This is a genomic window from Bradyrhizobium sp. (assembly GCF_035652035.1).
GTDB lineage: Bacteria > Pseudomonadota > Alphaproteobacteria > Rhizobiales > Xanthobacteraceae > Bradyrhizobium.
The window spans coordinates 1-14,811 of sequence record NZ_DASREO010000019.1 but is presented as its reverse complement, the minus strand read 5'-3'; the positions used below and the strand labels follow the sequence as shown (position 1 = coordinate 14,811).

The 14,811-nt window shown below is 61.7% G+C and carries 13 protein-coding genes and 2 pseudogenes; 11 read left to right on the top strand and 4 right to left on the bottom strand.

Annotated elements, in window-relative coordinates; genetic code table 11:
- Positions 1-154 precede the first annotated feature (154 nt).
- Positions 155-916 (bottom strand): IS5 family transposase, encoded by a 762-nt coding sequence (locus VFB05_RS07605; RefSeq protein ID WP_325010630.1) that lies wholly within the window; start codon positions 914-916, stop codon positions 155-157.
- A 213-nt stretch (positions 917-1,129) separates the two neighbouring features.
- Here VFB05_RS07605 and VFB05_RS07600 point away from each other — a divergent pair, with 213 nt between their 5' ends.
- The 5 genes and pseudogenes from VFB05_RS07600 to VFB05_RS07590 all read left to right on the top strand — a co-directional run bounded on the left by VFB05_RS07600 (position 1,130) and on the right by VFB05_RS07590 (position 4,616).
- Positions 1,130-1,759 carry an MEDS domain-containing protein gene (locus tag VFB05_RS07600; protein ID WP_325010628.1) on the top strand — a complete coding sequence of 210 codons (630 nt, stop codon included), beginning with the start codon at positions 1,130-1,132 and terminating at the stop codon, positions 1,757-1,759.
- Between the two features lie 5 nt (positions 1,760-1,764).
- A pseudogene (locus VFB05_RS32145) lies at positions 1,765-2,736 on the top strand (GAF domain-containing protein); the annotation flags it as partial.
- A 36-nt stretch (positions 2,737-2,772) separates the two neighbouring features.
- Positions 2,773-3,574 (top strand): annotated as a pseudogene (locus VFB05_RS32140) (PAS domain-containing protein); the annotation flags it as partial.
- The gene (locus VFB05_RS32135) at positions 3,574-4,104 is read left to right on the top strand and encodes a sensor histidine kinase (protein WP_414643162.1); all 531 of its coding nucleotides are present in this window, start codon (positions 3,574-3,576) and stop codon (positions 4,102-4,104) included. The pseudogene VFB05_RS32140 and the gene VFB05_RS32135, both read left to right, overlap by 1 nt.
- 11 nt (positions 4,105-4,115) lie before the next feature.
- Positions 4,116-4,616 carry a response regulator gene (locus tag VFB05_RS07590; protein ID WP_325010625.1) on the top strand — a complete coding sequence of 167 codons (501 nt, stop codon included), beginning with the start codon at positions 4,116-4,118 and terminating at the stop codon, positions 4,614-4,616.
- A 186-nt stretch (positions 4,617-4,802) separates the two neighbouring features.
- On the opposite strand, the gene VFB05_RS07585 is transcribed toward VFB05_RS07590, so the two are convergent.
- The 3 genes from VFB05_RS07585 to VFB05_RS07575 all read right to left on the bottom strand — a co-directional run bounded on the left by VFB05_RS07585 (position 4,803) and on the right by VFB05_RS07575 (position 8,315).
- Positions 4,803-6,092, bottom strand: coding sequence for an MFS transporter (locus VFB05_RS07585; RefSeq protein ID WP_325010623.1), 1,290 nt, complete (start codon positions 6,090-6,092; stop codon positions 4,803-4,805).
- 125 nt (positions 6,093-6,217) lie between these two features.
- Positions 6,218-7,414: an acetyl-CoA C-acyltransferase gene (locus VFB05_RS07580; protein ID WP_325010621.1), complete on the bottom strand. Its 1,197-nt coding sequence runs from the start codon at positions 7,412-7,414 to the stop codon at positions 6,218-6,220.
- 130 nt (positions 7,415-7,544) lie between these two features.
- Positions 7,545-8,315 carry an enoyl-CoA hydratase gene (locus tag VFB05_RS07575; protein WP_325010619.1) on the bottom strand — a complete coding sequence of 257 codons (771 nt, stop codon included), beginning with the start codon at positions 8,313-8,315 and terminating at the stop codon, positions 7,545-7,547.
- Positions 8,316-8,546: 231 nt separating this feature from the next.
- Here VFB05_RS07575 and VFB05_RS07570 point away from each other — a divergent pair, with 231 nt between their 5' ends.
- The 6 genes from VFB05_RS07570 to VFB05_RS07545 all read left to right on the top strand — a co-directional run.
- Positions 8,547-9,170 carry a TetR/AcrR family transcriptional regulator gene (locus VFB05_RS07570; protein ID WP_325010617.1) on the top strand — a complete coding sequence of 208 codons (624 nt, stop codon included), beginning with the start codon at positions 8,547-8,549 and terminating at the stop codon, positions 9,168-9,170.
- A gap of 207 nt (positions 9,171-9,377) precedes the next feature.
- A complete protein-coding gene (locus VFB05_RS07565) occupies positions 9,378-10,874 on the top strand; it encodes a CoA-acylating methylmalonate-semialdehyde dehydrogenase (RefSeq protein WP_325010615.1) in 1,497 nt (498 codons plus the stop codon).
- Positions 10,875-10,911: 37 nt separating this feature from the next.
- Positions 10,912-12,057 (top strand): isobutyryl-CoA dehydrogenase, encoded by a 1,146-nt coding sequence (locus VFB05_RS07560; protein ID WP_325010613.1) that lies wholly within the window; start codon positions 10,912-10,914, stop codon positions 12,055-12,057.
- A complete protein-coding gene (locus tag VFB05_RS07555; protein ID WP_325010611.1) occupies positions 12,054-13,133 on the top strand; it encodes an enoyl-CoA hydratase/isomerase family protein in 1,080 nt (359 codons plus the stop codon). Before VFB05_RS07560 ends, VFB05_RS07555 begins: the two co-directional genes overlap by 4 nt.
- A 30-nt stretch (positions 13,134-13,163) precedes the next feature.
- A complete protein-coding gene (mmsB, locus tag VFB05_RS07550) occupies positions 13,164-14,051 on the top strand; it encodes a 3-hydroxyisobutyrate dehydrogenase (RefSeq protein WP_325010609.1) in 888 nt (295 codons plus the stop codon).
- A 10-nt stretch (positions 14,052-14,061) separates the two neighbouring features.
- The coding region (locus VFB05_RS07545) for an AMP-binding protein (protein WP_325010607.1) at positions 14,062-14,811 on the top strand (750 nt) is incomplete at its 3' end.

Sequence of the window (14,811 nt, the reverse complement as noted above, 5' to 3'; positions counted from 1 at the left end):
CGCGCAAGACGCGCTCGCTGCTCTGCGAATTCGCGCGGCTTGCCGAGCCTTTGCGCGCGGTCGGACCGCCCGCAAAGATGACGACGAGGCCGTAAAGCCTCAGGCCGTCACGGGCTTTGCCACTAGTGGAGTGGATTTGACATTCGCTGCCCACCTAGGACGCGGACTCATAAAGACGCAGCCATAGCCTGATTGACGCGAGTTGAACAAAGGCAAGGTAGTTGGCGGCCAGCCTGTCGTAGCGCGTCGCCACCCGACGACATTGTTTGATCCTGTTGAAGAACCGCTCGACCTGGTTGCGAGCACGATAGAGATAGGGGCTGAAGCAGATCGGATTGCTGTGGTTGCTTTTCGGCGGGATGTTAGCCCACGCACCCTTCTTCATGGCAAGCTCCCTGATCCAGTCCGCGTCATAGCCACGGTCGGCAAGCAGCATTGACCCGGATTTCAGACGAGAGAGCAGTTTTCCAGCAAGTCGAACGTCATGGGCCTCGCCGGGGCTCAGCGCCAGCCGTACCGGCAGACCATTGCTATCGACCACCGCATGGATTTTGCTCGTCAAGCCGCCCCGGGACCTTCCCATCGATTGGCGCTGGTTCCTTGTGATGCAGGCTCCGTGCTGATGCACGCGGACAATGGAGGTGTCGATCATCTGGACAGCGGCATCATGGGCCGTGGCAAGCGCTTCGATGATGCGGCCCCAAACACCGGCCCGCCGCCACCTGACGAAGCGGTTGTAGCAAGTGGTGTATGGGCCAAACGCCGTCGGTAGATCACGCCAGGGTGCTCCTGATCGGAGGACCCAGAAGATGCCATTCAGGACCCGTCTGTCGTTCACCCGAGGAACGCCACGCGGCTTGTTCGGCAGCATCGGCTTTATGGCAGTCCATTCATAGTCGGCGAGTTCGTAGCGCATGACTCGAGCCCCCAGTTCGGGAGTTTGAATCATTCGCACTCACCATAGCGCAACCCCTGTTGGAGCGGTTCCAGGCCGGGGCTTCAGGCGGAAAGTGGTCGGCGTTGATGCACACTTTGCTGCACCGCATCATGCCGCCCGATACCGTGGACTAATCGGGACAGGAACCTTCAGCCAGCCTTAGCGTTTGCGGTATGGCTACAGGAGGGGAACATGATGGACGCCAACGGCCGGGTCATCAGCATTGGGCAATCGGAATTTCGCTGCCCCTGTCACGCCTGTGCTTTCTTCCATAGTCGGGACCAAGAATATGAGCTGCTGTTGCCGTTCTCCAAGGACGGCGCGGAAGCAGGCGAGCGCTTGTTCCAAGTTGTCGAAAAGACACATCTTGAGGAGCGACGAAGGAGGTTGGCGGAGGTCGGCATCGACGTCGCAGAGGCGGAGAACAGCCGACAGCTTGAGATTCGGCCATGGGAGAGCGCCTACTTGCGGGGAAACCGCTTCGATCAATACGCCATGCTGGAGTTGATCCAGGAGGTGCTCACCGACGGGCGCTCCAATGGGTTTCCGATGACCCGTCTGTGGGCGAATATGGAATGGGCACTGGACGATTTGCCTGGCGTCCATGACATCGTGGAATACGAAACGCGGCTCAACCATTTTCTTCCGAAGTACAATGACGTGGTCATCTGTACCTACGACCTCAGCAAGTTCAGCGCGCCCGTCGTTATGGATATTATGCGCACGCATCCTCAGGTGATTGTCGGCGGCGTGTTGCAGGAGAACCCGTTTTATGTTCCGCCCGACGAATTTCTTGCCGAATTGAACCGTCGGGCCCACTGACTGCAATGGTTGCGACGCGGGCACTAGCTGAGAGTTCTGAAGACCGGGGAACAGACACAGAGCTTCGGCGCTGCATCCGTGATCTGGTCGCGTTGTCGAGCTTGCCGACGATTTGGATCAAGGCCGACGCCAGCCAAATCGCTGAAAGCGTCGGAAGGCTTGCGGTGAGCATCTTGGACGCGGACTTCGCCTGTGTCTTCCTGCGCGATCCCGAACTGGAATTCGTGCATTGCCATTCGAGTTCGTACGAACGGCCGATCGACCTCGCAAAGGTTCGCGAAAGATATCGGCCTAACTCCACGTTTGAAATCGAGGACGGCAATCAAATTCGGCTGCGGGCAACGTGTGTGCCCATCGGCAGGGGCGGGGGCTCGGGACTGGTCGCGTTGAGTCGCAGGCCAGGTTTTCCAACCGATACCGAGCAGATGTTATTGCGGGTTGCGGCGAACCAGGCGACGACAGCGATAGAACGAGCGCAATCAGAGGCGAAGGTTGCAGAGCACGCCCGCTTGCTGCGGCGTCTCACGATGACCGAGACTGCACTATACACCTTCACCGACCGGCTTTTCCGCGCCGCGTCCGACGACGAGATTTACGAAGCTAGTCTTGACGCGATCGTCAACGTCCTACGCTGCGACCGTGCATCGATCCTCCTGTTTGACGCGACCAGCGCAATGCGGTTTGTGGCTTGGCGAGCTCTCTCGGAGGAATACCGCAAAGCCGTTGACGGCCACTCACCATGGAAGCCGGAGGACCAGTCGGCCACCCCGATATGCATTGAGGATATCGAAAAGGCCGTCGATCTTTCCGAAGAATTAAAGACGGTGGTGAGAAGCGAGGGGGTCGCTTCGCTTGCGTTCATTCCGATATTTGCCGGAGGCAAAGTCATCGGAAAATTCATGGCGTACTACGATGCGCCGCACGTTTTCGCCAAGCGGGACGTCGATGCCGGCATCACCGTCGCGACACAGCTCGGATTTGGACTTGAAAGACTGCGCGCTGATGAGGCCACGCGCCGGCTCGCAACCATCGTAGAAACGTCGGACGACGCCATCATCAGCAAGAATCTGGATGGCGTCATTCAGACTTGGAACCGGGGTGCTGAGCGCATTTTTGGGTACACCGCCGAGGAAATTGTCGGCAAGCCGGTAACAACTTTGATGCCGCCGGAGCGGTACGACGAGGAGCCAGGCATTCTTGCAAGGTTGCGTCGTGGCGAGCGAATAGATCACTATCACACGGTGCGCCAGCGCAAGGACGGTAGCTTGATCGACATTTCACTCACTGTTTCGCCGATCCGCGACAATGCCGGGCGCATCGTCGCCGCGTCGAAGATCGCGCGCGGCATCACCGAGCAGAAGCGCGCCGAAGCGGCGTTGCGCGAAAACGAACGCCGCTTGCAGGATCTCCTCGCCGCCATCCCGGCGGCGATTTACACCACCGACGCCGCCGGCACGATCACCTATTACAACGAAGCCGCGGTCGAGCTGGCCGGAATTCGCCCCATCATTGGCAGCGATAAGTGGTCCGTAGCCCACAAGCTTTACTGGCCTGATGGGACGCCACTGCCGCATGACCAAAGCCCCATGGCGCTCGCGCTCAAAGAAGACCGCCCAATCAGAGGCAAGGAGGCCATCGCCGAACGACCGGACGGCACTCGCATTCCCTATATTCCGTTTCCGACGCCGCTGCGCGATGCCGACGGCAAGCTGATCGGGGCCATAAACATGCTCGTGGACGTTAGCGAACGCAAGCAGGCGGAGACGCAGCAACGTGTGCTGGTCCGCGAGCTGAATCACCGCGTCAAGAACAACATGCAGATGCTGCAATCATTACTTCGTATGTCAATGCGGCGTACGAAAGACGACGCGGCCAGAAAGGTTCTGGAGGATGCGACCAACCGGATCGCCGCGATGGCGGCAGCGCAACAGGCGCTCTACGGCGCAACCGCGGCGGACAGGTTCAGTGCGATGGAATTTCTGAATGCCGTGTGTGAGGCCGCTCAGCAGGCGTTTCCGCCAAATCTCAAAATCGTTCGCGAGGTCGCCAGCGGCGAGCTTGACAATGACGATGCCATGCCGCTCGCTTTGATACTGAATGAACTGCTGACCAACGCTGCCAAGTACGGCTGCAATGGCGGCGGCGAAAGTCAGATCCGCGTCGGTTTGGCCAATAGTGACGGCCTTGAGTTATACGTGGAAGACGATGGCCCGGGTTTCGATTTGGAGTCGGTCAGCGGCCGATCGTCCGGATTGAAGCTCGTTCAATTGCTTGCGCGCCAAGTGCGCGGCCATCTTGAAGTCGTCGCGAAGCCCGCCAGCCGTTGCACAGTTCGATTTCAATAGGTCGATTCTTAGTGAACAAAGAAATCATCAGCGCTCCATTCAGGGGAATCCCGTCGGGCCCGCCGCAAAGGCCGCGAGAGCCGGTGCTTGCGCCTGGCGACCGACTCGAATCGGAGACGCCTTCGAACAACAATGACCGCATCCTTATCGTTGAAGATGATTTGCTCGTTGCAAGCGAGATGGAGGCGACGCTGTGCGATGCCGGTTTTGAAATCGTCGGCATCGCTACGACCGGCAATGAAGCGCTGCAGCTGGCGCGGACGGAATCTCCTATCTTGGCGGTCATGGATATTCGAATTGCCGGTGACCGCGACGGGGTCGATACGGCCCTCGAATTGTTTCGTTCGCAGGGACTCCGCTGCATTTTCGCGAGCGCGCATTCCGATCACGATTCCCGTCTGCGAGCTCAGCCCGCCGCCCCGCTTGGGTGGCTGCAAAAGCCGTACACCATGGCGTCTCTAACGGAAATGGTCCGTGCAGCGGTGAGCGAACTCCGCGGTCAGCCCGGTTGATCTCCGGCAATTTTCTGCGGCGCCTGTCGTTCCCCCTGTTGCGTTGCCGGTCCGTTTATGGGTACACGGCCTAGCCGCATGCTCGGAAAGCAATGTCAAATCCTAAACTCCACTAGAAACATATCTTTGCTAGTGGTCCTTTGATTCTAACATTCGCAAAAGTGCCGCTGAGAAGGGATGCGAATGTTAGAATCGGACCACTAGAGGCTTTGGCGTGCGCGAGATCGCGAGCACGATGACGGCTGCGACCACGCAGAGCGCGCCGGCAAAGAAGAACGCCGGCAGGTAGCTTGCGAGCAGTGTGCGCGACAGCCCGGCGCCAAAGGCCGCGAAAGCAGCCCCAGTCTGGTGGCCGGCGAAAATCCAGCCGAACACAAGATTGGCCCGCTCGGCGCCGAAACGTTGCGTGGTCAGCCGCACCGTCGGCGGCACGGTCGCGATCCAGTCGAGGCCATAGAACATCGCAAACAGCGACAGGCCGTAGAACGAGAAGTCGGTAAACGGCAACGCCAGCAGCGACAGGCCGCGCAGGCCGTAATACCAGAACAGCAGCCAGCGGTTGTCGAATCGGTCCGACAGATAGCCGGAAGCAATGGTGCCGAAAAAGTCGAAGATGCCCATCGCGGCGAGCAGGCTTGCCGCCTGAACCTGCGGGATACCGAAGTCGAGACACATCGGAATCAGATGCACCTGAACCAGGCCGTTGGTCGAGGCGCCGCAGATGAAGAACGTCGCAAACAGGATCCAGAACACGCGCGTCTGCGCGGCATCGCGCAGCGCGCCAAGCGCGGCCGAGGTGATCGGCGCGGTGCTCGGTGGAGGCGCGGGCAGGGGTGAGGTGCCGTGATCACCGAATGGGCGGATGCCGACGTCACTTGGCCGATCGCGCATCAGCATCAGCACCACAAGGGCGGCAAAGGCCAGCATCGCGCACATCAGCGCGAGCGCAACACGCCAGCCCATCCGCTCGGTGATGGCGGCGAGCGCCGGCAGGAATACAAGCTGCCCCGTGGCGACGCTGGCGGTCATGATTCCGACCACGAGGCCGCGCCGCGCGTTGAACCAGCGCGCGGCGACCGTCGCGCCCAGGACTAGGGCGGTCATTCCGGTGCCGATGCCGATCACCACGCCCCACAGCAGAATCAAGTGCCAGACCTTGGTCATGGCCAGCGATGCCACCAGCGCAGAAACGACGATCAGGAGCGCCGACAGCGTCACGTTGCGCAGGCCGTAGCGGTTCATGAGGGCCGCGGCGAACGGCGCCATCAGCCCGAACAGAATGAAGCGGATCGAGAGCGCCGAGGAGATTTCGGCGGTAGACCAGCCGAACTCCTGCTGCAACGGCACGATGAAGACGCCGGGAGCGCCAACTGCGCCGGCCGTGATCACCGCGGTCAAAAAGGTGACGCCGACCATCACCCAGCCGTAATGGATGTTGTGGCGGCCAAGCGCAGAAGAGAGCCAGTTCGAAATCAAGTTCGCCCCCGGGGGAAGTTATCTCGGTTGATCATATCAGCATAATGAAACGAACGGCGCGCGACCGAAATGGCCAACTTCCCTCATTTTCGGACATTGCCATTTGGGATATCGCGCGCCTTTTATCAGGATGCTATTCGCTCAACCGCGACTGCGGTTGCTTCGCCGCCGCCGATGCACAGCGCCGCGACGCCGCGCTTGAGATTGCGTGCTTCAAGCGAATGCAGCAGCGTGACGATCAGGCGCGCGCCGGTCGCCCCGATGGGATGGCCGAGCGCGCATGCACCGCCATTGATGTTCAGCTTCTCGCGGGGGATTCCAAGGTCGCGCTGCGCCGCCATCGCGACCACCGCAAACGCCTCGTTGATTTCGAACAGGTCGACATCGCCGACGCTCCAGCCTGCCTTGTCGAGCACCTTGCGGATGGCGGGGATCGGTGCGGTCGTGAACCACTGCGGTTCCTGGCTGTGGGTGGCGTGGGCCTTGATCTCGGCCAGCGCCGGCAGGCCTTCGCGGTCGGCAAGCGCCCGCTTGGCAATCACGAGCGCCGCCGCGCCGTCGGCATTGGCCGAGGAGGCGGCAGGCGTAATGGTGCCGTTGGCTCGGAATGCCGGCTTCAATCCGGGGATCTTGGCAGGATCGACCTTCATCGGAATTTCGTCATTGGTCACACTGCGCGGGCCAGCCTTTTCCTTGACCGTCAGCGGCACGATTTCAGCCTTGAAGGCGCCGCCTTCCACCGCCTTGCGGGCGCGGGTCAGCGTTTCCATGGCGTATTCGTCCTGCGCAGCCCGCGTGAATTGATAGGCCTCGGCAGTCGCTTCGCCGAAATCGCCCATCGAGCGGCCGGCCTCGTAGGCATCCTCGAGGCCGTCGAGCAGCATGTGGTCGATGATGCGGTCATGACCGACGCGATATCCGCCGCGCGCCTTCGCCAAGAGGTAGGGCGCATTGGACATGCTCTCCATGCCGCCGGACACCACGATGTCGGCGGAGCCGGCGTGGATGATGTCGTGGGCCAGCATGGTCGCCTTCATCCCGGAGCCGCAGACCTTGTTGATCGTGGTGGCGCCGGTGGCATCGGGAAGGCCAGCGCCGCGCGCGGCCTGCCTCGCGGGCGCCTGGCCCTGTCCGGCCGGCAACACGCAGCCCATGAAAACCTCGTCGATGCGCTCGGGCTTAAGCCTGGCGCGATCGAGCGCAGCCTGAATGACGTGAGAGCCCAGCTGGTGTGCGGAGAACGGCGTCAACTCGCCCATGAAGCGGCCGAGCGGGGTGCGTGCAGCGGAAACGATAACGACGGGATCGGAGGTGACGGCCATGATGATCCTCCATCAGGAGTGAGTCAGATAGATTACAAGTGTCATATAATGCACTGCAAAAATTTGCAATGGATGGTTCCGATGACAACTCCACATGGATTTGATGACAAAATGTCTTCGACGGCGCGACTCAGCGCTTTCGGTTGACAAACTCCTGCATCAACCGCTTCGGCTCGTCGGTGAGAAACGAGCGGCCGAACACGCCAATGCTGACGTTTATAGCGTCTGTGAGCGGGAGTTCCTCCCATTGGCGCGCCAGGTATTTCTGGGCGCGCAGCGCCTCCGGTCCGCATTTGAGCAGCGTCTTGATCAGGCTTTCGATTGCGGCATCAAGACCGCCTTCCGGCGCGACAACGTCGACGAGTCCCCAGGCAAGTGCGGTCGCGGCATCGATATTCTCGGCCGTCATCACCAGCCAGCGGGTACGAGCGGAGCCAATCAGGCGCGGCAGCAGCGCGGCATGAATGACGCTTGGAATCCCGACGCGGACCTCCGGCATTCCGAATTTGGCGTCAGATGCCGCAACACGGAAGTCGCAGGCGGCCGCAACCTCAAGTCCGCCGCCCAGGCACCATCCCGGCATGCGCGCAATGACGGGCGCAGGAAAGTTTCGCACGGCCTCGCAGAGATCGCGCAGGCCAGTGATGAATTTCTCGGCGGACTGCTGGTCGAGGCCGACCATCTCCTTGATGTCGGCTCCGCCGATCATGCTCTTTGGGCTTTCGCCGGCGAGCACGAGAACCCGGATGTGCGAGTCCGCGGCGAGCGTATTGAGGCCCTCGCGGACGGCTTGGATGATCCCAGACCCCAGAATATTAAGCGGGCCAGCATTGCAAATTGTCAGACACACGACACCACGTGGATCACGATCGATGCCGCAGTGGGGATTCAGCATCTGCATAAGGCCCTCGTTTCACAAAGTGAAAGAATTTCAGTTCCCCGGCAAAAGCCGATTTTGTCAAGACTTGGCGTCCGATGGTCTTCTCATTGTTGTTGCGCAGCGCACGCAAAATATGACGGGTGTCCGGAAACGAAACTCATCGATCGAACGAAAAGAGATGCGGTATCAGCTGGCAAGTGTTAAAAGATGCCGGGCGTTATTATATGATTTCAAACATATCATGAGATCGCGATGCGGTATTCCAAGGAACACAAATTTCAGACGCATGCCAGGATTGTGAAGCGTGCGTCGATCAAGCTCCGCGAAAAGGGCGCTCATGGCATCGGCGTTGCCGATCTCATGAAGGAGGCTGGGCTCACCCATGGCGGCTTTTACGCCCACTTCGATTCGCGGGATGCCCTGGTCGTCGAGGCCTTCGCGCATGCCATGGACCGGTCGACGGAACATTGGCGGCGACAGTCGGAGGAGGCGCCGGCTGAAAAGCGCCTGTCGGCGATCGTGAATGGCTATCTCTCGCCCCTTCACCGCGACAATCCCGGCCAGGGTTGCGCGGTCCCGGCGCTGGCCGCGGAGATCGCGCGGGAAAGCGCGAAGACCCGGCGGGCCTTTTCGGGGCGGATGCAGCAGATGATCGAGATGCTCGCCAAGCAGTTTCATGGCGTGCCGCCGAAAACCGCGCGGAAGCAGGCGATGGCCGCGCTCGCGACGATGATGGGGTCGCTTGTGATGGCCCGCGTCGCCGGGAATAACGAGTTTTCCGACGAGATCCTCAAGTCGGGCCGCGACGCCATCCTCGAGCGTGCGAAGCCTGTGGCCGCGAAGAAAACGTCCAAGAGGACGACCGCCTCGGCGTGATGCCGGCAACGCTATTCGACATTGGTCTAAAGGCCGCTGAGGCGCCGCGAGTGTGCGTTTTCGCGCATCCGTTCCGCGCGGAAAAACCTTTCCAAACAGGCCAAAGCCTGCAAAATGTTTGGTGAAATCGGCGCGCGGGTCCGCGTCGCCGCCGAACCCGAAAAGGGTACTGGAAGCGGGCCAATCACAGGATTCCGGGAGGAACACATGCGTACGATCGGGCATTTCATCGGCGGCCGCCAGGTCGCGGGCACATCGGGCCGGTTTGCGGACGTCTTTCAGCCGATGACCGGCGAGGTCCAGGCCAAGGTGGCGCTCGCCTCGAAAGCTGAGCTCCGTGCCGCCGTCGAAAATGCCAAGGCGGCTCAGCCGGAATGGGCGGCGACCAATCCGCAGCGGCGGGTTCGCGTCCTGATGAAATTCCTGGAGCTCGTGGCCCGCGACAACGACGCGCTGGCCGAATTGCTGGCGCGCGAACACGGCAAGACCTTCCCCGACGCCAAAGGCGATATTCTGCGTGGCGTCGAGGTCGTGGAATTCGCGCTTGGCATTCCCCAGCTGATGAAAGGCGAATTCACCGAAGGCGCTGGACCCGGAATCGACCTCTATTCGATGCGCCAGCCGCTCGGCGTGGTCGCCGGCATCACGCCGTTCAATTTCCCCGCGATGATCCCGATGTGGAAGTTTGCGCCCGCAATCGCCTGCGGCAACGCCTTTATCCTGAAGCCCTCCGAACGCGATCCCGGCGTGCCGATGAAGCTCGCCGAGTTGATGCTCGAAGCAGGCCTGCCGCCCGGCATCCTCAACGTCGTCAATGGCGACAAGGAGACGGTGGACGCCATCCTCGATGACCACGACATCTCCGCCGTGGGTTTTGTCGGTTCGTCCTCGATCGCGCAATATATCTACGAGCGCGCGGCAGCGAACGGCAAGCGCGTGCAGTGCTTCGGTGGTGCCAAGAACCACCTCATCATCATGCCTGACGCGGATATGGATCAGACCGTCGATGCGCTGGTTGGCTCCGGCTATGGCGCGGCAGGCGAGCGTTGCATGGCGGTCTCGGTCGCCGTGCCCGTCGGCAAGACCACGGCCGACCGGCTGATGGAAAAGCTCATTCCGCGCGTCGAGAACCTGAAGATCGGACCCTCGCTCGATTCGACCGCCGATTTCGGGCCGCTTGTGACGCGTGAAGCGCTGCAGCGGGTCAAGAACTACGTTGAAATCGGCATCAAGGAAGGCGCCACGCTTGCCGTTGACGGCCGTAATTTCAAGATGCAGGGCTATGAAAACGGCTTCTATATGGGCGGTTGTCTGTTCGACAATGTCACCAAGGATATGCGCATCTACAAGGAAGAGATCTTTGGCCCGGTGCTGTCGGTGGTGCGCGCCAAGGACTACGCCGAAGCGCTCGCGCTGCCGTCGGAACACGAGTACGGCAACGGCGTTGCGATCTTCACTCGCGATGGCGATGCCGCGCGCGACTTCGCCAACCGCGTCAATGTCGGCATGGTCGGCGTCAACGTGCCGATCCCGGTGCCGGTCGCTTACTATACGTTCGGCGGCTGGAAGCGTTCCGGCTTCGGCGATCTCAATCAATACGGGCCGGACTCGGTTCGCTTCTATACCAAGACCAAGACGGTGACGGCGCGCTGGCCCTCCGGTATCAAGGACGGGGCCGACTTCGCGATGCCGATCATGAACTGACGCGTAACGGCCTCTTCGAGGAGGACGGCCCTAGCAGATGCAATTCGCACTCACCGAGGACCAGGTTGCGGTTCGCGAGATGGCGCGCGCATTCGCCGCGGAAAAAATCGCGCCGCATGCAATCCGCTGGGACGAGGAGAAGCATTTTCCGGTCGACGTGATGCGCGAGGCCGCCAAGCTCGGCATCGGCGGCGTCTATATCCGCGACGATGTCGGCGGCTCGGCGCTAACGCGCTTTGACGCCGCGCTTATCTTTGAAGCGTTGGCGCAGGGTTGCCCGACGGTCTCGGCCTTCATCTCGATCCATAACATGGCGTCGTGGATGATCGACGCCTTTGGCAATGACGCACAGCGCAAGCAGTGGCTGCCGAAGCTTTCCACCATGGAGCTTTTGGCGAGCTATTGCCTGACCGAGCCGGGCTCCGGCTCGGATGCGGCCGCCTTGCGCACGCGCGCCGTGCGCGACGGCGATCACTACGTTCTCAACGGCCAGAAGCAGTTCATCTCCGGCGCCGGCAGCGGCGACGTCTATGTCGTGATGGTGCGCACGGGCGAGGGCGGTCCTGCCGGCATCTCCACGCTCGTCGTCGAAGGCGATACGCCTGGCCTGTCGCTCGGCGCCAATGAGCGCAAGATGGGCTGGAACGCGCAGCCGACGCGTGCGGTGATTTTCGAGAATGCGCGCATTCCCGTCGCCAACCGTTTGGGCGAGGAAGGCATCGGCTTCAAGATTGCCATGGCCGGGCTTGACGGTGGGCGGATCAACATCGCGGCCTGCTCGCTCGGCGGCGCGCAGAATGCGCTCGACCGCGCGCTTGCCTACATGAAGGACCGCAAGGCGTTCGGCAAACGCCTCGACGAATTTCAGGCGCTGCAGTTCCGCCTCGCCGACATGGCGACCGAACTGGAAGCGGCGCGGACCTTCGTCTGGCGCGCCGCCGCCGCGCTCGACCGCAAGGATGCTGACGCCACCATGCTCTGCGCGATGGCCAAGCGGTTCGGCACCGATATCGGCTTCGAGGTCGCCAACCAGGCGCTGCAACTGCATGGCGGTTACGGGTACTTGAGCGAATACGGCATCGAAAAGATCGTGCGCGATTTGCGGGTGCACCAGATCCTGGAAGGCACCAACGAGATCATGCGGCTGATCGTGGCGCGCAAGATGATCGAGGGCGCGCGATGACGGCGCCTGCGGCCGCTGCGGACGCCGACGGTGACCTGATCGTGCGGCGCGAGGGCGCCGCCGGAATCATTCGCCTCAATCGTCCGAAAGCGCTCAACGCGATGACCTATGAGATGTCGCAAGGCATCGACGCCGCGCTTGATCAGTTTGAAACCGATACCGCTGTATCGGTCGTCCTTCTTGAAGGCGCGGGTGAGCGCGGCCTGTGCGCCGGCGGCGATATTCGCGGGCTTTACGAAAGCTCGAAAGCCGGCGGTGACCTCGGCAAGGTGTTCTGGCGTCAGGAATACGTCATGAACGCGCGGATCGCGAAATATCCGAAGCCTTATGTCGCTTTCATGGATGGTCTCGTGATGGGCGGCGGCGTCGGATTGTCCGCCCATGCCCGCCATCGCGTCGTTACCGAGAAAACCAAGCTCGCGATGCCAGAAGTCGGGCTCGGTTTCTTTCCGGATGTTGGCGGCACGTGGTTGTTGCCGCGTTCGCCCGGTGAGATCGGTACATTTTTTGGCCTGACCGGGCAGACCATGAACGGGCCCGATGCGATCTTTGCCCGCTTTGCCGATGCGGTCGTGCCGTCGGCAAAACTTCCCGCGCTGCGCGAGGCATTGTTGACGGTCCGTTCGGGCGTCACCTCGGTCGAGGTCGATCGTATCATCGCAGGGTTCACGACTGGCGAGACCGCCGGTCCCGTGGCGGCCCAAAAGGCTGATATCGACCGCTGGTTTGCGCATGACCGGATGCAGGACATTTTTGCCGAGTTGAAGCGCGATGGTTCGGAGCTGGCGCAATCGACGCTGAAAGTGTTGAACGAGAAGTCGCCGCGCGGCATGGTCGTGACATTGAGGCTGCTGCGGCTGGCGCGTGGCGCCACCTCGCTCGAGGAATGTCTGGTGCGTGAATATCGTGCGGCGCTCGAAGTCTTTCGCAGCGACGATTTTCGCGAAGGCGTGCGCGCGGCGGTGATCGACAAGGACCGCAATCCCCGGTGGTCGCCGCCATCAGTTGAAGACGTCACCCCGGCGATGCTGGCGCCTTATTTTAATGAGATCGGCGCCGACGAGCTGGTATTCTGAGAGACAAAAATAGAAGCGGAGGATTTTGAGATGGCCAGCATTGCATTCATCGGTCTCGGCAATATGGGCGGCCCGATGGCGGCCAATCTCGTCAAGGCTGGCCACAAGGTCATCGCCTTCGATCTCGTTGCCGCCTCGCGCGATCAGGCCAAAGCGGACGGCGCTGATATCGCCGAAAGCTCGGTGGCGTCCGTCAAGGGCGCCGATGTCGTCATTACAATGCTGCCGGCGGGCAAGCATGTGCTGTCGGTCTGGCAGGAGGTCGTGCCGGCCATGACCAAAGGCGCGCTCATCATCGACTGCTCGACGATCGACGTTGAGAGCGCCAAGCAGGCGCATGCGCTTGCGTCAAAGCACGGTGCGGCCTCGATCGATGCGCCGGTGTCCGGCGGCACAGGCGGCGCAAAGGGAGCGACGCTGACCTTCATGTGCGGTGGTGCCGACAAGGCTTTCGCGGCGGCCAAGCCGGTTCTGGAAAAGATGGGCAAGAAGATCGTTCATTGCGGCGGCGCCGGCGCAGGCCAGGCGGCCAAGATCTGCAACAACATGATCCTCGGCATTTCGATGATCGCGGTGAGCGAAGGCTTTGCGCTCGCCGAAAAACTGGGACTGTCCCACCAGGCGCTGTTCGATGTCGCCTCGACCTCGTCGGGCCAATGCTGGTCGCTGACGTCCTATTGTCCAGTGCCCGGTCCAGTGCCGGCCTCGCCGGCCAATAACGACTACAAGCCCGGCTTTGCCTCGGCCCTGATGGTGAAGGACCTGACGCTGGCGCAAGATGCGGCGAAAGCGGCCGGCGCGGCGACGCCGCTCGGCCAGCACGCGCAGGAGATCTACAAGGCGTTCGACGCGGCGGGCAATGGCGGCGTCGATTTTTCGGGGATCATCCAGCACGTGAGAAAACTGGCCAATAAATAAGGCGCGAGGCATGACGACCTTTCAGGAAGCGCGCGCATTTCTGCTGAAACATCGGACGGACTACGACAAGGCCGTCGCGGATTTCCGCTGGCCGGACGCGGTTCCGTTCAACTGGGCGCTGGACTGGTTTGACGCAGATCTGGCGCGCGATCCGCAGAGCCGCGACCGGCCTGCGCTGTGGATCGTCGATCCCGGCAACCGCGAGACCAAGCTGTCATTCGGGAAACTGTCGCGGCGCTCCAATCAGGTCGCGAATTTCCTGCGGGCACAGGGACTGAAACGCGGCGACCATCTGCTGCTCCTGCTCGGCAATGTCGTTCCGCTCTGGGAGACCATGCTGGCGGCGATCAAGCTTGGCGTGGTCGTGATTCCCGCGACCACGTTGCTGATGGGCGATGAACTGCGCGACCGGCTCGACCGCGGCCGCGCGCGAGCGGTGGTCGCGACGCAGGACCAGGTCGGCAAGTTCAGGGGTCTTGGCGCGGAAAGGCTCGTGCGCATCGTGGTCAGTGCCTCCGCACCGCAGGAGGGATGGCTGCCGTTCGAGACGTCGGCTGACTTCCCGGAAGACTTTACTCCAGATGGCCCGACCCAGGCCGACGACCCGATGCTGCTCTATTTCACCTCCGGCACGACAGCAAAGCCGAAACTGGTGCGGCATAGTCAGCGCAGCTACCCCGTCGGCCACCTTTCGACGATGTACTGGCTGGGGCTGCAGCCCGGCGATGTTCACTTGAATATTTCCTCGCCGGGCTGGGCC